Here is a 19,839-nt window from a genome sequence, read left to right on the forward strand (position 1 = left end):
GGGTAATGACTCCAACTTATTGATAGTGTTTTATGTTCAGATAATGCCCGATGACTTTGTCATGCAGCTCCACCGATTTTGAGAACGACAGCGACTTCCGTCCCAGCCGTGCCAGGTGCTGCCTCAGATTCAGGTTATGCCGCTCAATTCGCTGCGTATATCGCTTGCTGATTACGTGCAGCTTTCCCTTCAGGCGGGATTCATACAGCGGCCAGCCATCCGTCATCCATATCACCACGTCAAAGGGTGACAGCAGGCTCATAAGACGCCCCAGCGTCGCCATAGTGCGTTCACCGAATACGTGCGCAACAACCGTCTTCCGGAGCCTGTCATACGCGTAAAACAGCCAGCGCTGGCGCGATTTAGCCCCGACATAGCCCCACTGTTCGTCCATTTCCGCGCAGACGATGACGTCACTGCCCGGCTGTATGCGCGAGGTTACCGACTGCGGCCTGAGTTTTTTAAGTGACGTAAAATCGTGTTGAGGCCAACGCCCATAATGCGGGCGGTTGCCCGGCATCCAACACCATTCATGGCCATATCAATGATTTTCTGGTGCGTACCGGGTTGAGAAGCGGTGTAAGTGAACTGCAGTTGCCATGTTTTACGGCAGTGAGAGCAGAGATAGCGCTGATGTCCGGCAGTGCTTTTGCCGTTACGCACCACCCCGTCAGTAGCTGAACAGGAGGGACAGCTGATAGAAACAGAAGCCACTGGAGCACCTCAAAAACACCATCATACACTAAATCAGTAAGTTGGCAGCATCACCCTATTGTTGACCACTACACATCTATTTTATAGGTAACCCCTTAAAAGATTTAATCTCCTTGATACTGAAACTGGTATTCATCTCCTTTATATTCCCAATTTTTCGTATCCTTATCATTGATACGTTGTGAAAATCATCCATATCTTTTACTACAAGATGCAGAAGATAGTCGTATCTCCCGGAAATATTATGACAGGCAATTACATTATCAATCTTCATTATTTCTGCCTCAAAATGTTGCATGCACTCCTCGGAATGAAGATCTAATGTAATATTCATGAATGCATAAAAATTGTATCCAAGGCTTTTCGGTTCGATAAAAGCCCGATAGTTTTTTATCACTTCCTGCTCTAAAAACTTTAGCCGTTTCCAGCAGGCTGGAGGGGAAAGAAAAACACGCTTGGCAATCTCAGCGTTGTTCAGCCTGCCATCTTCCTGCAAGAGCTTTAAAATCTGCATATCAACTTTGTCAAGCTTTACCATGTTCAACCTCCTGTGATAGCAATCATATTCGTAATTTTATGAAATAAAATTAACCAAATCAACAAAAACAAGAAATAAGATAAGCCATAAATTGTAAAAATAGTTAATTTTTAAAAAGATAATTAATATGCTTGCCGGGTATAATCATTTATGAAGTGCAAACCTCTGTAAATAATTACCATAAAATATCCTCACACAGGAATATACCTATGACCATATTGGAACAGAACATCGACAGGGCCTCATTGTCACCAGAAGAGTGGAAAAAACTAACCCGATTTGACAGTACAGATGTAGGATGGATTATTATAAGCATAGGTATGGCTATCGGCGCCGGGATTGTGTTTTTACCGGTCCAGGTGGGGCTTATTGGATTGTGGGTATTCCTGCTTTCTTCCATCATTGGTTATCCGGCCATGTACCTGTTTCAAAGATTGTTTATCAATACGCTGGCAGATTCGCGAGAGTGTAAAGACTATCCCGGTGTTATCGAGGGCTATCTGGGAAAAAACTGGGGAATGCTCCTCGGTCTGCTCTACTTTCTCATGCTGGTCATCTGGATATTCGCCTACCCTACGGCGTTGACTAACGATACAGCGTCGTATTTACACACGTTTGGCTTAACTGAGGGTCTTTTATCAGAGAACCCTTTCTATGGCCTAATTCTTATTACATTTCTTGTGCTTATTGCTTCACGTAGTGAAGAACTCTTGTTCAGGATTTCCTCTTTCATGGTGTTATCAAAACTGGTGGTAGTGCTTATCCTGGGGTTGATGATGGTCAGCATGTGGGACCTCTCCAAAAACATCGGTTCATTCCCTTCTTTTAGTATTTTAATCAAAAACGCCATTATCACCTTGCCATTTACGTTGACATCAATCCTGTTTATTCAGTCTTTGAGTCCGATGGTAATTTCATATCGTGCAAAAAACAAATCTATAGAAGTGGCAAGATATAAAGCGCTAAGAGCAATGAATATCGCTTTTGGTACACTGTTCATCGTTGTTTTCTTTTATGCATTATCATTCACTTTCGCCCTCGGTCACGATGAAGCTGTCAAAGCCTACGAACAAAATATTTCAGCACTGGCTATTGCCGCACAGTTTATTGAAGGAGATGCAGCAAAGTATGTGACGCCAGTTGGTGTTGCATTGAATATCTTTGCCCTGATGACTGCCTTCTTCGGCGTTTACCTCGGGTTCAAAGAGGCTGTACAGGGACTGGCGATGAACGCATTGACCCGTTTTATACCCTCAGAGAAAATCAATAAAAAAGCGCTTAACGTTGGTATTGTCATTTTCACTATCGTCATCGCCTGGGGGGCAATCGTTCTGAACCTGCCGGTTCTGCTATTCACCTCAATCTGCAGCCCCATTTTCGGCATCGTTGGTTGCTTAATCCCTGCTTATTTGGTTTACAAGGTACCCTCCCTTCACCGATATAAGGGGGGTTCTCTGTATCTGATCATCTTTACTGGCATCCTGCTCTGTATTTCTCCGTTCCTGAAATTCATTTAATCAAACATATCTGTCCAAAGAAGGTTAAATTATGAAGTACAATTTTGATGAAATTATCAACAGAAAAAATACTGATGCCCTGAACTACGATGGGTGGAGACAATATATATTCAAGGCCGACAAGAATGCCCACTTTGACTTTAAGGACGATGAATTTGTCAGAATGTGGGTTGCTGATATGGATTTTGCGACACCTCCGGAAATCCTTGCAGCGATTCAGGAGAGGCTTGATAAAAAAATACTCGGTTACACAAAAGTTTACGATGATGAGTACTATCATATTTTCCACAACTGGTGCCAGAGACGCTATGACTGGAATATAGATACCACAGAGATCGTGCTTTCACCGGGCATTATCCCTGCACTTAACCGTCTGGTACCGTTACTGACACAACAGGATGAAAGTGTGTTGATCAATACACCATCCTATACGCCGTTTAAGCAGGCTGGAGACTATAGCTATCGTCGAGTGATCTGTTCTGATTTGCTGGAACAGGACAATGAATACGTTATCGACTTCAACGATATGGAGAAAAAACTAACCGATCCTTCTCTAAATATTAAGCTGTTCATTTTATCCAATCCGCAAAATCCAACCGGGAAGGTCTGGTCAGAACAAGAATTAATGAGAATGGGGCAGTTGTGCCTTAAAAACAATGTCTGGATCATTTCAGACGAAATACATTGTGATTTACTGAGAGATGGGGTCAATCATATCCCGATGGCAAAACTGTTCCCAGACACTGATAAGATCATCACCTGTATGGCACCAAGCAAAACCTTTAATCTTGCCGGAAATCTGATGTCCCATATTTTTATTAAAAATGAAAAGGTCAGAAAAGAATGGTTACGTCTTTATGATGAGTTTCTTTCACCACTGAGTCTGGCTGCGACCAAAGCTGCCTGGTCCCGGTGCGACGAGTGGCTGGAACAATTAAAACACTATCTTGATGATAACTTCAGACTGGTAGAAAAATTTACCCAGGAGCACTTTCCTGACGCAAACTTTAAAATTCCCGATGCAACTTATCTGGCATGGATAAATATTGAGAAATACCTGCCACCGCAGGTAGACAGACAACAGCTTTCTCTCTATTTCGCCAACCAGACGGGAATACTGCTTGAAGGCGGGAACATGTTTGTAAGCAATGGAGAGGGTTACATCCGGATTAATCTTGCCTGTCCACGCGCCGTGATACAAGAAGGATTAGAGAGAATAAGAAAAGCACTGAAATAGTAAATCCCTGAAAATTTCAGCCTGATCATTCAAAAGGTCGCAGTTTAAACAATGCGACCTTTATACCGGATAATTTAGCATGTTGAATCGATTTTCGGAGACTCTCTATCGCGCTGGACGGCTCTGCATGTACATTGTCGCCTGAAAAATAATATCAGGGATATAAATAGCCTGTTAATACATCGTTTCCTCTCTTCATGACACTCTGACTCATCAATATAGTGTCACAGCATTGTGAGGGCACTGGACAACGCATTCGCCACAACCATCACAGCGTTCGTTGTCAGCCGACACCAGTCCAGACTCATTAATAAAGCAAGCCTGTCGTGGGCATACATCCACGCACTGTTTACACTGTCTGACAGGATTCACACAGGCAGAGTTACAGAACACCGGGCGCAGTCCGGTATCAAAACGAGACTGCACGCGTAGCGCGTCACTCGAACATGCTGCGATACACAAACCACAGCCATCACAACTGGCATATTCAATCATCAGTTGCGGGTAACCGTCTTCATGTCTGGACAGGACTCCCATTGGGCAGACATCAATGCACTGACTACATTGGGTACACTGGGTAATGAACTCCGCATCAGGAACCGCCCCTGGCGGCAGCGAATGTCCCAGCCGGGTAGACAGTACTTCTGGCGTTGTGTGCTTTGCCGCGCTGACAAATGCACGAAACAGTCCGCGCCGACTGACGTGCCGGTGAGCCATCAATTCATGATAATATTTCTCTGATTTGTTCATCCGAAATACAGCCGCTTCACCGCAGGTTGCAACGCCCGTTGCTGTTGCAAATCCTGCAAATAGCGCGAGGTCACGGCGGCAAGGCGAGCATAGAACGGACTCACCCTGTTGCCCTGCAGACGTTCAAGATAGCGATATCCCCACGGTAACAAATAAACCTCTAACAGCTGATTAACTGCTGCATCTTTTCCAGCATCAAGTATCGCACTGCAGGCTAACAACATCAGCCCAAACTGATCTTCCGGCTCATTTTGACCCGAATTAAAAGTCATTCCCTGAGACTGCAGAAACGCCCGGTACTCAGCGGTGGTATTGCCCATTAGCAGGTTATCGCGTTCCAGCCAGACAGATCCCCAGGGTGGCACGGGCATTTCGCCCTGTCCTTCAAACAGCACGGAGAATTGCCATGCCAGTTCATCATTATCGGGAAACGGCCAGTCTGCGCACAGTGAAGCTGTCCCCGCAGGGTCGCGCCATGGGTACAGTTCCGACAGAGTGGGCAGACAGTCGAAAAGTGCTTTCACCTCTGGTCGTTCCGGAGAGTAGTAAAACAGTGCACCGAGGATCCTCGGTAATACAATATTGGGGGACATCCTGAATTCTCCTGAAAACAGAGCGGCTACAGCCGCTCACAGATTACATCGGCAACGTCCACAGATTGTAGAATGCGATCCTACCCACCAGTTCCGCAGCGATAACCACCAGTGACGTGGTCGCCAGAACGGCCACATTAGTTTTGAGTCGTACCCAGGCCAACACACCGACAATGCCGACAGCCAGCAGTACAACCTGAGCAGTGAACCAACTGGATTGAGCCGCAGTTAGCACCCCATCAGCATCCATAAGCGTCAAAATATAACCTGGACGCAGGCAGAAGCTGACCAGAATCGCCAGCACGCTCACCAGCAACCCCAGGCGCAGACCAAACAGTCCGGCCAGAATGCCGCCACCGATCATCGGAGTCAGGACCATCATCACCGTAGTGTAAGATGTCCGCCAGGTGACCACCGTCGGCAACTGATAGATTTGCGGGATGGCGAAGATAAAAACCACCCCCACCGCAGCCGCCAGCCACACCAGTCCTTTACATAACGAAGCTGCTCCACGATTGAGAAGCAACCCCAGTGCGCCCAGCCCGCCAAGTGTCGCAAACACCGCCGATAACACGATTTCGTTGCTCATCGGTGAATGGCCCACTCGCAGCAACATATTCAATGCTCGTAAAGGCTGGCCTACATGGAAAATGCCCAGCAACACCCCAACGCCAAACAGACACATCGCAGAGAAAAGACCAACGGCCATACGCTGCCTGTCAACCTGCCCCAGGGTGCCGCCAATCAGCAACAGAATAAACGCGCCAACTGCGCTCTGAGTAAAGACGGTAAAAAAGACCAGAGGTAACTCATGCATTGCGCACCTCACTCATGTTCACGATGGCCCCTTCCTTGTCTCCCGTCGGGCGGGCCTTCGGATGGGGTTTAATAATAAGGTTAGGATGAGTAAACGATGCGGCGGGTAACGGCGCGATTTCATTCTCAGTGCCATATTTCTTCCGTAACTCATCGATCGGCCCGAAATCCAGCGCGCGCTGTGGACAAGAGTCCACACAAATTGGTCGCAGATTTTTCTCCAGTCGATCAAGGCAACCATCGCACTTACGCATCACTTTAGCCTGAGCATCAAATTGTGGCGCGCCATACGGGCAGCGCATTTCGCAATAACGGCATCCGACACAAATATTGTCATCGACCAGCACCAGTCCGTCCTCTTCACGTTTGTGCATCGCTCCGGTAGGACATCCAGAGACACAAACCGGTTCATCACAGTGGTTACAGGCAATAGAGAGGTAGTAGGTAAAAGTGTCGTTGTGCCAGCTTTCTCCTTCTTTCACCCAACTTCCGCCGCCATATTCATATACCCGACGGAATTTCGGTCCCACGTCCAGATCTTTATTATCCTTGCAACTAACCTGGCAGGTTTTACAACCTGAGCAACGCGAGGAGTCAACATAAAAGCCATACTGTTTCATTGCGGATCACTCCTTAAGCGCGTTTGATTTCAACCAGGTTGGTATGTTGCGGGTTCCCTTTTGCCAGCGGCGACGGCAGGTGGCTGGTCAACGTGTTAATACATCCGCCCACGTCCACACCGTTGCTGTCCAGTCGGGTCCACGCGCCTTGCGGCATTGCCACCACGCCCGGCAGAATGCGCTGTGTCACCTTGCAGGGGATCTCCACCACACCGCGATCGTTGAATACATGGATCATATCGCCTGATTTCAACTGACGCGTGTTGGCGTCTATCGGGTTGATCCAGACTTCATCCGGTACCGCTTCATGCAGCATCAGCACACTGGCATATGTTGAGTGCGTGTGACCTTTGGTGTGAAAACCGCTCATCTGTAGCGGATATTTTGCTGTCAGACTCTTGTTCAGATGGGACTCTGTCACTACACAAAATTCAGGAACAGCCGGAATGCGATCTCCTTCCGGTAGTGTCCAGGCTTTAGCCAGTTCCGCCAGAGTGTGCGAGTAAATCTCAATCTTCCCGGAAGGTGTCGTCAGTGGACTGGCAATCGGATCATGGCGGAAATCAGCAAGGATAATACTGTCCTCATCACGAGTACTTTGCTGATCGATAACCCCCATATTCATTGCAACTTCCCATTCAGGCAAATATGATCGCTTCTCTTTAACTTGTCCGTAATGCTTCGCCATCCACTCTGCCTGGGTACGCCCCTCAGTAAAACGCTCTCTCACCCCAAGATGCCCCGCAATATCTGCACAGATATCATAGGTACTGCGTACTTCCCACATCGGTGTGATCGTTTTTTGCATTGCAATCATGTAATGATGAGAACCGGCTGCATAGGAACTGTCCACCAGATCCTCGGCTTCTAAGTAGCTAGTTTCTGGAAGAAGGATATCGGCAAAGCGGGCACTGGCAGTCATATGGTTATCAATAACCACGATAGTTTCGCACAGGCTGTCATCTTCAAGTATTTTGCGTGTACGATTGATATTTCCATGTTGATTCAGAAGTGCATTCCCGGCCTGGTTGAAGAACAGTTTAATACCAGTTTTCAGTTTATCCGCGCCTTTGACCCCCATAGTGGTGGCTGTCATTTTTTCCGGACTTTGAATCGCATCTGTCCACAGATAGCAGGGGATTGACACCTTAACGGAATTTTCACCAATCGGCAGAGCAGGAACACCATAAGGTGTTCCGTATGTCCAGTTCCCATTGTTGGTTCCTGGCAATCCAAAATGACCCGTCAGGGCAGGAAGTATCTGAACCGCTCTGGAAGTCTGTTCACCATTCGCATGACGCTGTGGTCCCCATCCCTGAGCAATGAAACAGGCCCGAGCTCCGGCCATTTCACGTGCCAACTGGCGAATACGAATTGCCGGGATGCCACAGATATCTGCCGCCCATTCAGGTGTTTTTTCGACGCCGTCATCGCCGTTACCCAGAACATAGTCTTTATAACTGGCGTTTGGTTTCGCTGCTTCTGGAAGGGTGCTACGATCATAACCGACACAATAAGTATTGACTCGTTCTTCGTCGATCAGATTTTCTTTTATCAACGTGTGTGCAATAGCTGCTACCAGTGCAGCATCGGTTGTAGGGCGAATTGGTAACCATTCAGCATGTTCTGTAACAACAGAGTCTGTATAGCGCGGATCGATAATAATCACCCGGGCGCCTGATATTTCCAGCGCACGGCGCAGTTCTTCAACTTGCCCACCACCGGACATCCGAGTCTCAGATAAATTCAGACCAAAAAAAACCACAAGGTCAGAATGCGCAATCTGGCTAAAATGACTGGCAAACTGTACTCCTGTAGCACCATACGTGTAAGATGTGGCGGTAAAGTTTTGAGCGTTTGAGTAATTATTGTAATACTGCAGAAAACCGCCATTCAGGTTCAATAACCTCTTCCATGCGGGGGTTCCTTGATTATGATAATACGCGCCAGATTGATAATTAAAATAGATTGCTTCATTTCCATATTTTTCAGAAACGCGCTTTAATTCAGCGGCAATAAAGGCTGTGGCCTCATCCCATGAAATGCGTTTAAATTTCCCTTCTCCGCGTTTACCAACGCGTTTCATCGGATATTTAATCCGGTCAGGGCTGTAAACTCGCCAGCGGCTGGAACGACCTCGCAGACAAGGACGGATTTGGTGTTCACCGAATACCGAATCATCCTTAGCATCTTCCGGTTCAATTCGCACAATCCGATCATCTTTAACTATGACTTTCAGTGCACAGCGGCTGCCACAGTTTACTAAGCAGGCACTATGTCTTATGGTTTCAATTCCCTCCTTTCCCGTAGCCGATGTAGTATCAGCTGCATTGAGAGTAAACGGCAGGGTCAGTGTGCTTGATGCTGCAACCGCAGCACTAATTTTGGTGGTGTTCACAATAACCTGTCTGCGGGACAGGTCCTGTTGTAATAGCTCATTAATTATTGTTTTCATGTAATTCCCATAACCTCTGAAATAGCTTCCTGTATATAGCATTACATTGGGTTATAAGAGTGTTATTGACAACAATCAATTAATACACAATCACGAAGATATAATTTTTATTACTGAGAAAGACAGACCGGTAACTTTCAAAGAAGTTGTCGTATGTTCATACTACCCAGCGTTCTTTTTTCGGGTTTAGCGATACAGTTTCTATCTGTGACCAGTTTCGAGTTTGTTGTGACCAGCGATCCGGATTCGTTTTCTCGCTGTTTCGTAGATAATTTTACGGCGGGCGAGGATCCCTATATTCTCCCCTCGATGTTATTCATCCGGTGTTACATACCTTATTCCGGTAAGGCGATGCTGGATGTTGTACCACGCAACCGAACCCATTGCGCGGCCATTGAGGGCAGTATTGCAGCATTCTGTAGAAGGGGTCAGTTTGGAGATCGGAAATTTTTGGGCACTGTTGCAAAGTTAGCGATGAGGCAGCCTTTTGTCTTATTCAAAGGCCTTACATTTCAAAAACTCTGCTTACCAGGCGCATTTCGCCCAGGGGATCACCATAATAAAATGCTGAGGCCTGGCCTTTGCGTAGTGCACGCATCACCTCAATACCTTTGATGGTGGCGTAAGCCGTCTTCATGGATTTAAATCCCAGCGTGGCGCCGATTATCCGTTTCAGTTTGCCATGATCGCATTCAATCACGTTGTTCCGGTACTTAATCTGTCGGTGTTCAACGTCAGACGGGCACCGGCCTTCGCGTTTGAGCAGAGCAAGCGCGCGACCATAGGCGGGCGCTTTATCCGTGTTGATGAATCGCGGGATCTGCCACTTCTTCACGTTGTTGAGGATTTTACCCAGAAACCGGTATGCAGCTTTGCTGTTACGACGGGAGGAGAGATAAAAATCGACAGTGCGGCCCCGGCTGTCGACGGCCCGGTACAGATACGCCCAGCGGCCATTGACCTTCACGTAGGTTTCATCCATGTGCCACGGGCAAAGATCGGAAGGGTTACGCCAGTACCAGCGCAGCCGTTTTTCCATTTCAGGCGCATAACGCTGAACCCAGCGGTAAATCGTGGAGTGATCGACATTCACTCCGCGTTCAACCAGCATCTCCTGCAGCTCACGGTAACTGATGCCGTATTTGCAGTACCAGCGTACGGCCCACAGAATGATGTCACGCTGAAAATGCCGGCCTTTGAATGGGTTCATGTGCAGCTCCATCAGCAAAAGGGGATGATAAGTTTATCACCACCGACTATTTGCAACAGTGCCCTATTTTTTATAAAAGAGTAGACAAAAGAGGTTCGCGATATTAATCTACCAACTAGATGATTGGTACTGATTACACCAGCTATACCTTTTATCAAGAAATTACAGGAGCCATTATGTCTACTACCGTTAAACCTTCTGCAGACGCAGCTGCGATCCACAATACCCGTGAAGCAGTTCGCAGCCAGCCTGGCCTGGGTAACCTGACTTTCCAGATGAAAGCCCGTTCCAGCGGCGGATTAACCGTTCGCACAGAGACCGGCGCCACAATCCAGAACGGCGTTATCGATACCAGCCGTGTGGGGAAATTTTCTAATATCGGTGATGAACCCGCAGGTTTACTCGGCACCGATACCGGCATGAGCCCGACTGAATACATCATGCAGGCGCTGGCTGGCTGTTATACCGCCACCCTTACCATGATGGCTGCTGAAAAAGGGATCGACCTGGACGGTATCGAGCTGGATCTTAATTTCGATATCAACCTCAACGGCTTCCTTGGGCTGGACAGCAACGTGCGTAAAGGTGCGAAATCTATTCGCGTCGATGTTCACCTTACGAGCAAGACCGCCAGTCGCGAGGAGTTAGAAGCGCTGGTCAGCGAAATGCAAAAGAATTCGCCAATCCACGATACTCTGGCTAATCCGGTTGAAATGATTACACGCCTGGCGTGATGTCAGAGATGTAATGCTGCCATTCAGAATGCAGGATGGCAGTGACGTTCAGTTCTGCACGATACTGAGTCAGTGATACAACTTGCTACGGAAAAATAGCAACAATATAATCTATCAACTAGTAGATTATATGGAGTAATTATGACAACCATGACACGGGAACGGCTGCTCAGCGAAGCAGAACACCTGATGCGCGAAAAAGGGTATTCAGCATTCAGCTATGCTGATTTATCAAAAATAGTGGGTATCACCAAGGCCAGTATTCATCACCATTTCCCGACCAAAGATATTCTGGGTGAGCAGGTGGTAATACAGGCGTTCTCTGATACACAACGCGTATTTGAGCAGATAGAGGCGACTGAGAAAAGCGCGGAGAGAAGAATTGCGGCTTACATCGATATCTTCGCGCAAAGCCATAAAGCTTCGCTACTGCCACTGTGTTGTGCGTTGTCAGCAGAGACCGCCAATCTGCCTCAGGCAATTACTGTACAGACATCACTTTATTTCGATATGCAAATCGAGTGGCTCACAAAAGTCGTCAGGGCGGGCATGGAGTCAGGTGAGTTTTCATCCCATGCCGAACCATCAGATATTGCTTTGATGATCATTAATGTCTGTGAAGGCTCAAGCGTAGTGGCGCATGCAACGGCCAGACCCGAAGTCTTCGCCAACAGCCTTAAGTATATAAAACTGCTTCTTAATACCCCTCATTCAGGAGAATGACACTATGCTGGACTGGAACAACTATCGCTCAGAGTTAATGCAACGTTTAGGCGAGTTGGGCAAACTGACCCCCGAGACCATGAAAGGCGTGGTTGCCCTGGGCAACGCAGGTAACAAAACTGACCTTTTGGGCGCAAAAGTGCGTGAACTCATTGCCCTGGCGTGCGCAGTCACAACCCGCTGCGACGGCTGTATTGCTTTTCACGCCGACGCAGCTGTGAAAGCCGGTGCAACCGACGCTGAAATTGCTGAAGCGCTGGGCGTGGCGATTAACCTCAACGCTGGCGCGGCGGTCATTTATTCAGCCCGCACTCTGGATGCCGTCGGTCAGGCACGCGGTTAAGCATTAATAAATTCCACGTTAAAAGGGCATTACTGCCCTTTTTTTATGTCCGCAATAGCCTGAGCATATACCGATGCAGGTTTCACACCCGGTATGCGTTTAACTAATTGCCCTTCATGAAATATCAGCACAGACGGCAGCCCCCAGATCTCGTATTTGGTTGTCAGCACCGGCGCCTGATCTACATTGACTTTCCCCACCTGAATATCTCTATCGAGCCGGTCTGCAAACTGACTGAACATTTCTTCGCTGGCCTGACAGGGCGGACACCAGGGTGCAGAGAAACGTACCACCGATATTCCTTTGTACTGCTCTATCTGGCGGAAATTATCTTCGTTATAAGCTGTTAATGTACGCATGGTGATGACCTCGCAAAATGAGTGACAATTCAGAAATGGCTGCGTTATGACAAAAAAATACGACACACCCATTGACCTACCTACTAGATGGTTGGTATATTGCCACCCATCAGATGTTTATGCAACTCCAGTGCGCGACGTCCAGTCGATGATACTGCCGGGCTGTGCAAATCCCTGCCGGGATACTCCTTTTTGTTTTTTGTGAGGTATACGATGAGTAAGCTTTTCACCCCCTACAATCTGTCTGGCCTGGCGTTAAAAAACCGTGTAGTCATGGCACCGATGACCCGCACCCGCACCATGAATGACGTGCCGGATGAGGTCGTGGCTTTGTACTATGCACAGCGTGCTTCTGCTGGCCTGCTCATCACCGAAGGGATGCCGGTTTCAGAAGAAGGCCGGGGTTACCTTTATACCCCTGGTATCTACAACGACGAACACGTCCAGGGCTGGCGTAAGGTGACACAAGCGGTTCACGCCAAAGGTGGCCGTATTTTCGCGCAGCTCTGGCACGTCGGCCGTATGTCTCACGTCTCTCTTCAGCCAGGCCACATAGCGCCGGTTTCAGCGGGCACCGTTCAGGCGGTCAATACCACCGTTTTTGCGCTGACCGAATCCGGAGAACCTGGCCCGGTTGTACCAAGCCAGCCACGCGCGCTGGAAACGCATGAAGTTAAACGCATCACTGCAGACTTCGTGCACTCCGCACGCCTGGCGATGGAAGCCGGCTTTGACGGCGTGGAAATCATGGCGGCAAACGGATTCATCTTTGACCAGTTCCTCAGTAGCGAACTGAACACCCGCACCGACGAATACGGCGGCTCGGTGGAAAATCGTCAGCGTTTCCTGCTGGAGACCATTGACGCCGTGGCGGAAGCCGTGGGTAACAGCCACGTTGCCGTGCGCCTGTCACCGTTCGGCCGCATTTATGACCTCGCGCCGTATGAAGGTGAAGAGCAAACCTGGTCAGCCATCACCGACGCGCTCGGTCAGCGGGAACTGGCCTACGTACACCTTTACTATCAGCCGGTGTACACCAAAGCGCCACTTCCGGAAGGCTTCCGCCGCCGTTTTCGCAACACGTTTAAAGGCACCATCATCGCTGCCGGCGGTTTTACCCGTGATATCGCAGAGCAGGCTCTGGAAGATGATGAGCTGGATCTGGTGGCATTTGGTGTGCCCTACATCGCTAACCCGGATCTGGTTGAAAGAATGCAAAACGGCTGGCCACTGGCAGAAAGTGACCGCGCCACCTACTACGGCGTCAGTGGTTCCCCGGAAAAAGGCTATACCGATTACCCGGTCTGGCAGGCGCAATAAATCCCATACGGTCGCGGTTCTCTGATAAGTGAGATCCGACCGCCCAACGTCTTTGAGGAATCATTATGCAAACGCTGAAACCCACCCTTACCATCGATATCTGGTCAGATTTGGTCTGCCCGTGGTGCTGGATTGCTAAAAAAAGATTTGAACAGGGTCTGAATCGCTTTGAATTTCGCGACCAGGTGGTGATCCGCCATCACAGCTACCGTCTGGCCGGTGGTACTCCCGCGATGCCTTTTAAGGATGCCATCGTTAAAAAGCTGGGCAGTCAGCATTCAGCGGAGCTGATGATGAATCAGGTGGGCACCGCCGGTAAATCTGAAGGTCTGATCTACAACTTCGACGGCATGATGTTTGGTGATACAGAAGATGCACACACCCTGCTGGTTGCCGCGCGTAAGGCCGGAATTGCGGACGCGGTGGAAGAACGTTTTTATCATGGCAGTATCACCGAAGGTCGCTCTCTCTTTGACCGTCAGCAGCTCGTTGCCATGGCCGTAGAAGCCGGTATGCCGAAAGCTGACGCTGAAGCCGCCCTGGAAAATGACGATTTTCGCGCCACCGTTTCCGACGATGAAGCCCACGCACAGTCTATTGGCCTCAGCGGCGTTCCGGTTTTTGTGATGAACGAAAAATATGCCATCAGCGGGGCTCAGGCAGCAGATAACTTTTTGAATGCCCTGCGTCAGGTCTGGGATGAACAGCAAACCGAATTTTCAGCCACTGCGGGTCAGACCTGCGGAACGGATGGCTGCAGTATTTAATCCGTCAACCGCCGGCAGTTTCACGCTGCCGGCAACGTCTTACCCACCAGTAATGGAGTCAGAAAATGAACACTTTTTTCAAAGGTAAAAAACTGCTCGTCGTCGGCGGTACCAGCGGCATGGGCCTGGCCGTGGCACGCATGGTACTGGAAGCGGGCGGCAGTGTCGTGCTGACCGGGAATAAAAAAGACAAAGCCGAAGCGGTGCAAAAAGAACTGAGCCCTCTGGGACCGGTTGCGGTCATCGCGGCGAACCTGATGACCGAAGAAGGTATGGAAACTATCCGTCAGGAAATTAATGCTCACCATCGCGATATCAGCCTGATGGTGAATGCCGCCGGTATCTTCATGCCCAAAGGATTTACCGAGCACAGCTTTGCCGATTATGACATGTATCTTTCGCTGAACCGAGCCACGTTCTTTATTACACAGGATGTCGTGAAGAACATGCTCGCCGCGAAGCTCGAAGGGTCTATCGTCAACGTCGGTTCGATTGGTGCTCAGGCTGCACTGGGTGACTCGCCGGCCTCGGCCTATTCAATGGCAAAAGCGGGTCTGCATGCCCTGACGCGTAATCTGGCGATTGAGCTGGCCAGCGCGGGTATTCGTGTCAACGCGGTGTCTCCCGGGATTGTTCATACGCCGATATACGAAGGCTTCATGGACAAAGCGGATATCGCAGATGCTATGAAGTCGCTGAACGATTTCCACCCGCTGGGACGCGTCGGAACTGCCGAAGATGTGGCAAACACTATTCTCTTCCTGTTGTCTGACAAAACCTCATGGGTGACGGGCGCTATCTGGGATGTCGATGCGGGCATCATGGCGGTCAGACGATAACCCAGTGACGCTGGCATAAGCCGCCCCTTAAGGGCGGCATTTTTTTGTCGCCAGACATGTCATCAGCAGGCTTCACTAAGAATATTCACGACCTGTTCATCCGTGCCTTTTGTGTTCCCGGCACAGGGTGTTATGCCGGGTTCTGACGACATCCTGACAGGACAAAACGGCCAGAGAGAAAGGGGTTATACACGATGAGGAGCCGGTAACGGAGAGTGATTCCCCTTTAAATAATCCGTGGATCACCATCGCAAACTGTACGGCACCAAAAAGTAACAGCGCACCTGCCCCGGTATCGAGATGGATATAGGCGACAGAGAAGAGCACTGCGTACACCATGAGGTAAAATCCGCTCAGCGGACGCCACAGCGATAATGTAGTTTTTGCGTGATAAAACAAGAAAGGTGACAGGACGAGTGCACCACTGGCCAGCCTGAGGCTGCTGAATGAAAGGGGATCAATGTGGCCTCCCTGCAGGGCCAGACGGCACAGAATAGAGTTTGCAGCAAACGCCAGCATTGCCAGGGATATTTTAAGAATGAGCGCGCAATTGGCCATTCAGTGAGACCTCATAAAATTCTTGTAAGCTACCATCTAGTTGGTAGCATAGCGTAAGTGATCACCGAACAGGAAGCAATAATCAGCTTTCAAACTGGAAGGTGAGGACAGGCATTCGGAATGAATTCTGTTTCACATCCCCAGTAGAGGAAGGAAAACGCGTAATGCCAGATGCAGAGCAGAAGATTATTTTTCCCTGCGATCAAACATATGAAATCAGTTTAAGACCTGGAATATCCTATGAAAAAACTAAAATTTACGTTCAAAAATGCGGCTGGTGAAGAACTGGCCGGATTGCTTGAACTTCCTGAAAATCCTAAAGCGTTTGCGCTGTTAGCTCATTGTTTTACGTGTGGCAAAGACCTCAAAGGCGCGGCGCGTATTGCGCGGAAACTGACAGAGAATGCTATCGCCGTTCTCCGGTTTGATTTTACTGGTCTGGGAAACAGCGAAGGGGATTTTTCCAACACCAACTTCTCATCCAATATTTCGGACCTGCTTTGCGCGGTAGATTATCTCCGCCGACAGTACGAAGCGCCTTCTTTGCTCATCGGCCATAGCCTGGGGGGATCGGCCATTCTGTCTATTGCCGGCGAAGTTCCTGAGGCAAAGGCCGTTGTCACCATAGGATCACCCGGAGAACTGACACACGTAAAACGTCTTTTTAAGGATGATGTTGAAAACATTAACCAGCATGGAGCCTATCCCGTTGAGCTGGCCGGGCGGGTATTTACCTTAAAGAAACAGATGCTGGACAATATTCAGGAACACAAAATCGCTCATAAGGTGTTCGCCATGAACAAGCCTCTGCTTATTTTTCATGCGACTGAAGATGATACTGTGTTAATTGAGCAGGCCGAAAAAATATTCAAAGCAGCAAAGCATCCCAAGAGTTTCATTTCGTTGGGTAAGGCGGATCACCTTCTGACTCATGCTCAGGATGCTGAATACGTTGCCGATATCATTATATCGTGGGGCGAATGTTACCTATAAACAGAGTAAATGCGTTCAAACTCGTAGCGCAGAGGGCGATTTTCTGCAGAGATCGGACGCTGTTTATGCTGGACTGATTTTGCGATAAAGGCTTAGGCCGATGCATACAGGCGGGGCTGAATAAGGGTGAGGCCCTTGGGCGAGCATCCTTCATGCACCGGCTGAATGAAATCAGGGATCTGGGGGTGGGAGGATCAGTGTTACCACGCCACCGGCGCTGACACTACATACGGCGGCGATAACACTCTGGAATACGGTTTATATAGAAAGAACCATTGAGCCGCTTAAGCAAAAAGGAGTCCCTGTTAATGAACTGCTGGTCTCTCATCCTTCTCCACTGCTGTACAAAATATAGTCTTAGCGTGGGATAATTAATGAGATGGTCACTCCCTCCTTCCCGGTACTATGCTGAGGATAGGCTTTCATTCGGAGAACTATCATGGAAAACATTGCGCTCATTGGTATCGATCTGGGTAAAAACTCTTTCCATATTCATTGCCAAGATCGTCGCGGCAAGGCTGTTTACCGTAAAAAATTTACACGGCCAAAGTTAATCGAATTTTTGGCGACATGCCCCGCTACAACCATCGCAATGGAAGCCTGTGGTGGCTCTCACTTTATGGCACGCAAGTTGGAAGAGTTGGGGCATTTTCCTAAGCTGATATCACCACAATTTGTCCGTCCATTCGTTAAAAGTAACAAAAACGACTTTGTCGACGCCGAAGCTATTTGTGAAGCTGCATCGCGTCCGTCTATGCGTTTTGTACAGCCCAGAACTGAATCTCAGCAGGCAATGCGTGCGCTGCATCGTGTCCGTGAATCCTTGGTTCAGGATAAGGTAAAAACAACCAATCAGATGCATGCTTTTCTGCTGGAATTTGGCATCAGCGTTCCACGAGGAGCTGCCGTTATTAGCCGACTGAGTACCCTTCTTGAGGACAATAGTTTGCCTCTATACCTCAGCCAGTTATTGCTGAAATTACAACAGCATTATCACTATCTTGTTGAGCAGATTAAAGATTTGGAATCCCAGTTGAAACGAAAGTTGGACGAAGATGAGATTGGACAGCGCTTGCTGAGCATTCCCTGCGTCGGAACACTGACAGCGAGTACTATTTCAACTGAGATTGGCGACGGGAAGCAGTACGCCAGCAGTCGTGACTTTGCGGCGGCAACAGGGCTAGTGCCTCGACAGTACAGCACGGGAGGTCGGACGACATTGCTGGGAATTAGTAAGCGAGGTAACAAAAAGATCCGAACTTTGTTGGTTCAATGTGCCAGGGTATTCATACAAAAACTGGAACACCAGTCTGGCAAATTGGCCGATTGGGTCAGGGATCTACTGTGTAGGAAAAGCAACTTTGTCGTCACTTGTGCTCTGGCAAACAAGCTGGCCAGAATAGCCTGGGCCCTAACGGCACGACAGCAAACTTATGTAGCATAACGGCAGAAATACACCGGTTTAAAGAATCACTGATCTGGTTTTGCGAATACTGATATTGATGATACTAACGGCCCACCGGCCTGTTGAGGAACCTGTAAAACGGAAAGGCTCATTGAAGCCGTATATTTTCTGGAGGTTCATCAGGCGCGGAACTCATCGAGGCGCGGGAATAAAATCCCATTCAGACGCCGGATAGATTCAAGCAAGCCAATTTATCGTCAAAATCGGTGTTGCAAAAACGGGAGTGACCATAGATTCCGTTTTCTGAGACGTCCCCAGTATGGCAACCACGATCAGTCTGCTGGAGCCGGTTATAGCCGCACTGCTGGCCGTTGTGCTCGTCGGTGAAAGGCTGCCGCCTTCCGGATGGGCAGGCGTCGGACTGATAGTTGCGTGTCTGGGGCTCATCACCGTTCCGGCTGGAAAGTTACGTTTCAGTCTGTTCCGGCAACGGAAAGAAAACTTTGAAATCGCAAAAAGGAAAGAATTATGAAAGATAAAGCGTCATTTGACTCATTTTCGGCTCTCGATATGCGTGCCGGGTAATGACTCCAACTTATTGATAGTGTTTTATGTTCAGATAATGCCCGATGACTTTGTCATGCAGCTCCACCGATTTTGAGAACGACAGCGACTTCCGTCCCAGCCGTGCCAGGTGCTGCCTCAGATTCAGGTTATGCCGCTCAATTCGCTGCGTATATCGCTTGCTGATTACGTGCAGCTTTCCCTTCAGGCGGGATTCATACAGCGGCCAGCCATCCGTCATCCATATCACCACGTCAAAGGGTGACAGCAGGCTCATAAGACGCCCCAGCGTCGCCATAGTGCGTTCACCGAATACGTGCGCAACAACCGTCTTCCGGAGCCTGTCATACGCGTAAAACAGCCAGCGCTGGCGCGATTTAGCCCCGACATAGCCCCACTGTTCGTCCATTTCCGCGCAGACGATGACGTCACTGCCCGGCTGTATGCGCGAGGTTACCGACTGCGGCCTGAGTTTTTTAAGTGACGTAAAATCGTGTTGAGGCCAACGCCCATAATGCGGGCGGTTGCCCGGCATCCAACACCATTCATGGCCATATCAATGATTTTCTGGTGCGTACCGGGTTGAGAAGCGGTGTAAGTGAACTGCAGTTGCCATGTTTTACGGCAGTGAGAGCAGAGATAGCGCTGATGTCCGGCAGTGCTTTTGCCGTTACGCACCACCCCGTCAGTAGCTGAACAGGAGGGACAGCTGATAGAAACAGAAGCCACTGGAGCACCTCAAAAACACCATCATACACTAAATCAGTAAGTTGGCAGCATCACC

General features: G+C 49.0%; 20 protein-coding genes and 3 pseudogenes. 12 read left to right on the forward strand and 11 right to left on the reverse strand.

The window, feature by feature from the left end; all coding sequences use genetic code 11:
- Positions 1–16: 16 nt before the first annotated feature.
- Positions 17–714 (reverse strand): IS1-like element IS1A family transposase gene (locus OGW16_RS05740; protein WP_103215986.1). Its coding sequence is split into 2 segments (ribosomal slippage): positions 17–465 and positions 465–714, totalling 699 coding nucleotides; the frame shifts between segments, so codons are not numbered across the junction.
- Positions 715–790: 76 nt separating this feature from the next.
- Complete coding sequence (locus OGW16_RS05745) at positions 791–1,252, reverse strand: Lrp/AsnC family transcriptional regulator (protein WP_042111185.1); 462 nt, start codon at positions 1,250–1,252, stop codon at positions 791–793.
- Positions 1,253–1,461: 209 nt separating this feature from the next.
- On the opposite strand from OGW16_RS05745, the gene OGW16_RS05750 reads away from it, so the two are divergent.
- Together OGW16_RS05750 and OGW16_RS05755 are read left to right on the forward strand one after the other, a co-directional pair.
- Complete coding sequence (locus OGW16_RS05750; protein ID WP_040031383.1) at positions 1,462–2,769, forward strand: SLC5/6 family protein; 1,308 nt, start codon at positions 1,462–1,464, stop codon at positions 2,767–2,769.
- 31 nt (positions 2,770–2,800) lie between these two features.
- A complete protein-coding gene (locus tag OGW16_RS05755) occupies positions 2,801–4,006 on the forward strand; it encodes a MalY/PatB family protein (RefSeq protein WP_171278909.1) in 1,206 nt (401 codons plus the stop codon).
- Positions 4,007–4,219: 213 nt separating this feature from the next.
- Here the strand turns inward: OGW16_RS05755 and OGW16_RS05760 are convergent, their stop codons facing one another.
- From OGW16_RS05760 to OGW16_RS05785, 6 genes are all read right to left on the reverse strand, one after another.
- The gene (locus OGW16_RS05760) at positions 4,220–4,723 is read right to left on the reverse strand and encodes a 4Fe-4S binding protein (RefSeq protein ID WP_225586246.1); all 504 of its coding nucleotides are present in this window, start codon (positions 4,721–4,723) and stop codon (positions 4,220–4,222) included.
- Positions 4,724–4,752: 29 nt separating this feature from the next.
- Complete coding sequence (locus tag OGW16_RS05765) at positions 4,753–5,349, reverse strand: molecular chaperone TorD family protein (protein WP_040031385.1); 597 nt, start codon at positions 5,347–5,349, stop codon at positions 4,753–4,755.
- 43 nt (positions 5,350–5,392) lie between these two features.
- Positions 5,393–6,166: a dimethyl sulfoxide reductase anchor subunit family protein gene (locus tag OGW16_RS05770; protein WP_040031386.1), complete on the reverse strand. Its 774-nt coding sequence runs from the start codon at positions 6,164–6,166 to the stop codon at positions 5,393–5,395.
- Positions 6,159–6,785: a DMSO/selenate family reductase complex B subunit gene (locus tag OGW16_RS05775; protein WP_040031387.1), complete on the reverse strand. Its 627-nt coding sequence runs from the start codon at positions 6,783–6,785 to the stop codon at positions 6,159–6,161. The genes OGW16_RS05770 and OGW16_RS05775 overlap by 8 nt, the downstream gene beginning before the upstream one ends.
- A gap of 13 nt (positions 6,786–6,798) precedes the next feature.
- Entirely contained in the window at positions 6,799–9,240 is a 2,442-nt protein-coding gene (locus OGW16_RS05780) for a DMSO/selenate family reductase complex A subunit (protein ID WP_052439643.1), read from the reverse strand.
- A 505-nt stretch (positions 9,241–9,745) separates the two neighbouring features.
- Positions 9,746–10,450 (reverse strand): IS6-like element IS26 family transposase, encoded by a 705-nt coding sequence (locus OGW16_RS05785; RefSeq protein ID WP_035897520.1) that lies wholly within the window; start codon positions 10,448–10,450, stop codon positions 9,746–9,748.
- Between the two features lie 176 nt (positions 10,451–10,626).
- On the opposite strand from OGW16_RS05785, the gene OGW16_RS05790 reads away from it, so the two are divergent.
- The 3 genes from OGW16_RS05790 (at position 10,627) to OGW16_RS05800 (ending at position 12,250) form a co-directional block, all read left to right on the forward strand.
- A complete protein-coding gene (locus tag OGW16_RS05790) occupies positions 10,627–11,184 on the forward strand; it encodes an OsmC family protein (protein WP_000108589.1) in 558 nt (185 codons plus the stop codon).
- A 141-nt stretch (positions 11,185–11,325) separates the two neighbouring features.
- Positions 11,326–11,907: a TetR/AcrR family transcriptional regulator gene (locus OGW16_RS05795; RefSeq protein ID WP_000210409.1), complete on the forward strand. Its 582-nt coding sequence runs from the start codon at positions 11,326–11,328 to the stop codon at positions 11,905–11,907.
- A gap of 4 nt (positions 11,908–11,911) precedes the next feature.
- Positions 11,912–12,250, forward strand: coding sequence for a carboxymuconolactone decarboxylase family protein (locus tag OGW16_RS05800; protein WP_000888080.1), 339 nt, complete (start codon positions 11,912–11,914; stop codon positions 12,248–12,250).
- A gap of 29 nt (positions 12,251–12,279) precedes the next feature.
- Here OGW16_RS05800 and OGW16_RS05805 read toward each other — a convergent pair whose 3' ends face one another.
- A complete protein-coding gene (locus OGW16_RS05805; RefSeq protein ID WP_002431133.1) occupies positions 12,280–12,609 on the reverse strand; it encodes a thioredoxin family protein in 330 nt (109 codons plus the stop codon).
- 213 nt (positions 12,610–12,822) lie between these two features.
- Between OGW16_RS05805 and OGW16_RS05810 the strand changes: the two genes are divergently transcribed.
- From OGW16_RS05810 to OGW16_RS05820, 3 genes are all read left to right on the forward strand, one after another.
- The gene (locus OGW16_RS05810) at positions 12,823–13,929 is read left to right on the forward strand and encodes an alkene reductase (protein ID WP_006687059.1); all 1,107 of its coding nucleotides are present in this window, start codon (positions 12,823–12,825) and stop codon (positions 13,927–13,929) included.
- A gap of 65 nt (positions 13,930–13,994) precedes the next feature.
- Positions 13,995–14,696 carry a DsbA family oxidoreductase gene (locus tag OGW16_RS05815; RefSeq protein ID WP_001194072.1) on the forward strand — a complete coding sequence of 234 codons (702 nt, stop codon included), beginning with the start codon at positions 13,995–13,997 and terminating at the stop codon, positions 14,694–14,696.
- 65 nt (positions 14,697–14,761) lie between these two features.
- The gene (locus tag OGW16_RS05820; protein WP_004729618.1) at positions 14,762–15,535 is read left to right on the forward strand and encodes an SDR family NAD(P)-dependent oxidoreductase; all 774 of its coding nucleotides are present in this window, start codon (positions 14,762–14,764) and stop codon (positions 15,533–15,535) included.
- A 210-nt stretch (positions 15,536–15,745) separates the two neighbouring features.
- Here OGW16_RS05820 and OGW16_RS05825 read toward each other — a convergent pair.
- A pseudogene (locus tag OGW16_RS05825) lies at positions 15,746–16,093 on the reverse strand (EamA family transporter); the annotation flags it as partial.
- Positions 16,094–16,333: 240 nt separating this feature from the next.
- On the opposite strand from OGW16_RS05825, the gene OGW16_RS05830 reads away from it, so the two are divergent.
- The 4 genes and pseudogenes from OGW16_RS05830 to OGW16_RS05845 form a co-directional block, all read left to right on the forward strand.
- Positions 16,334–17,086, forward strand: coding sequence for an alpha/beta hydrolase family protein (locus OGW16_RS05830; protein ID WP_171278908.1), 753 nt, complete (start codon positions 16,334–16,336; stop codon positions 17,084–17,086).
- Between the two features lie 26 nt (positions 17,087–17,112).
- A pseudogene (locus OGW16_RS05835) lies at positions 17,113–17,426 on the forward strand (Tn3 family transposase); the annotation flags it as partial.
- A 99-nt stretch (positions 17,427–17,525) separates the two neighbouring features.
- Positions 17,526–18,530 carry an IS110-like element IS4321 family transposase gene (locus OGW16_RS05840; RefSeq protein ID WP_000427620.1) on the forward strand — a complete coding sequence of 335 codons (1,005 nt, stop codon included), beginning with the start codon at positions 17,526–17,528 and terminating at the stop codon, positions 18,528–18,530.
- Positions 18,531–18,807: 277 nt separating this feature from the next.
- A pseudogene (locus OGW16_RS05845) lies at positions 18,808–19,023 on the forward strand (EamA family transporter); the annotation flags it as partial.
- Positions 19,024–19,086: 63 nt separating this feature from the next.
- On the opposite strand, the gene OGW16_RS05850 reads toward OGW16_RS05845, so the two are convergent.
- A protein-coding gene (locus tag OGW16_RS05850; RefSeq protein WP_103215986.1) for an IS1-like element IS1A family transposase occupies positions 19,087–19,784 on the reverse strand; the annotation gives its coding sequence in 2 pieces (ribosomal slippage) (positions 19,087–19,535 and positions 19,535–19,784; 699 coding nt in all).
- Positions 19,785–19,839 lie beyond the last annotated feature (55 nt).

The sequence above is a fragment of the Citrobacter sp. Ce104 genome (genome assembly GCF_030334595.1).
GTDB lineage: Bacteria > Pseudomonadota > Gammaproteobacteria > Enterobacterales > Enterobacteriaceae > Citrobacter > Citrobacter europaeus.

Excerpts from the sequence above, each read along its gene's own strand:
- OGW16_RS05795 (WP_000210409.1), top strand. The coding sequence starts at position 11,326 with ATGACAACCATGACACGGGAACGGCTGCTCAGCGAAGCAGAACACCTG.
- OGW16_RS05815 (WP_001194072.1), top strand. The coding sequence starts at position 13,995 with ATGCAAACGCTGAAACCCACCCTTACCATCGATATCTGGTCAGATTTG.
- OGW16_RS05750 (WP_040031383.1), top strand. The coding sequence starts at position 1,462 with ATGACCATATTGGAACAGAACATCGACAGGGCCTCATTGTCACCAGAA.
- OGW16_RS05770 (WP_040031386.1), bottom strand. The coding sequence starts at position 6,166 with ATGCATGAGTTACCTCTGGTCTTTTTTACCGTCTTTACTCAGAGCGCA.
- OGW16_RS05830 (WP_171278908.1), top strand. The coding sequence starts at position 16,334 with ATGAAAAAACTAAAATTTACGTTCAAAAATGCGGCTGGTGAAGAACTG.
- OGW16_RS05760 (WP_225586246.1), bottom strand. The coding sequence starts at position 4,723 with ATGGCTCACCGGCACGTCAGTCGGCGCGGACTGTTTCGTGCATTTGTC.
- OGW16_RS05790 (WP_000108589.1), top strand. The coding sequence starts at position 10,627 with ATGTCTACTACCGTTAAACCTTCTGCAGACGCAGCTGCGATCCACAAT.
- OGW16_RS05840 (WP_000427620.1), top strand. The coding sequence starts at position 17,526 with ATGGAAAACATTGCGCTCATTGGTATCGATCTGGGTAAAAACTCTTTC.
- OGW16_RS05745 (WP_042111185.1), bottom strand. The coding sequence starts at position 1,252 with ATGGTAAAGCTTGACAAAGTTGATATGCAGATTTTAAAGCTCTTGCAG.
- OGW16_RS05805 (WP_002431133.1), bottom strand. The coding sequence starts at position 12,609 with ATGCGTACATTAACAGCTTATAACGAAGATAATTTCCGCCAGATAGAG.
- OGW16_RS05780 (WP_052439643.1), bottom strand. The coding sequence starts at position 9,240 with ATGAAAACAATAATTAATGAGCTATTACAACAGGACCTGTCCCGCAGA.
- OGW16_RS05800 (WP_000888080.1), top strand. The coding sequence starts at position 11,912 with ATGCTGGACTGGAACAACTATCGCTCAGAGTTAATGCAACGTTTAGGC.
- OGW16_RS05755 (WP_171278909.1), top strand. The coding sequence starts at position 2,801 with ATGAAGTACAATTTTGATGAAATTATCAACAGAAAAAATACTGATGCC.
- OGW16_RS05775 (WP_040031387.1), bottom strand. The coding sequence starts at position 6,785 with ATGAAACAGTATGGCTTTTATGTTGACTCCTCGCGTTGCTCAGGTTGT.
- OGW16_RS05765 (WP_040031385.1), bottom strand. The coding sequence starts at position 5,349 with ATGTCCCCCAATATTGTATTACCGAGGATCCTCGGTGCACTGTTTTAC.
- OGW16_RS05785 (WP_035897520.1), bottom strand. The coding sequence starts at position 10,450 with ATGAACCCATTCAAAGGCCGGCATTTTCAGCGTGACATCATTCTGTGG.
- OGW16_RS05810 (WP_006687059.1), top strand. The coding sequence starts at position 12,823 with ATGAGTAAGCTTTTCACCCCCTACAATCTGTCTGGCCTGGCGTTAAAA.
- OGW16_RS05820 (WP_004729618.1), top strand. The coding sequence starts at position 14,762 with ATGAACACTTTTTTCAAAGGTAAAAAACTGCTCGTCGTCGGCGGTACC.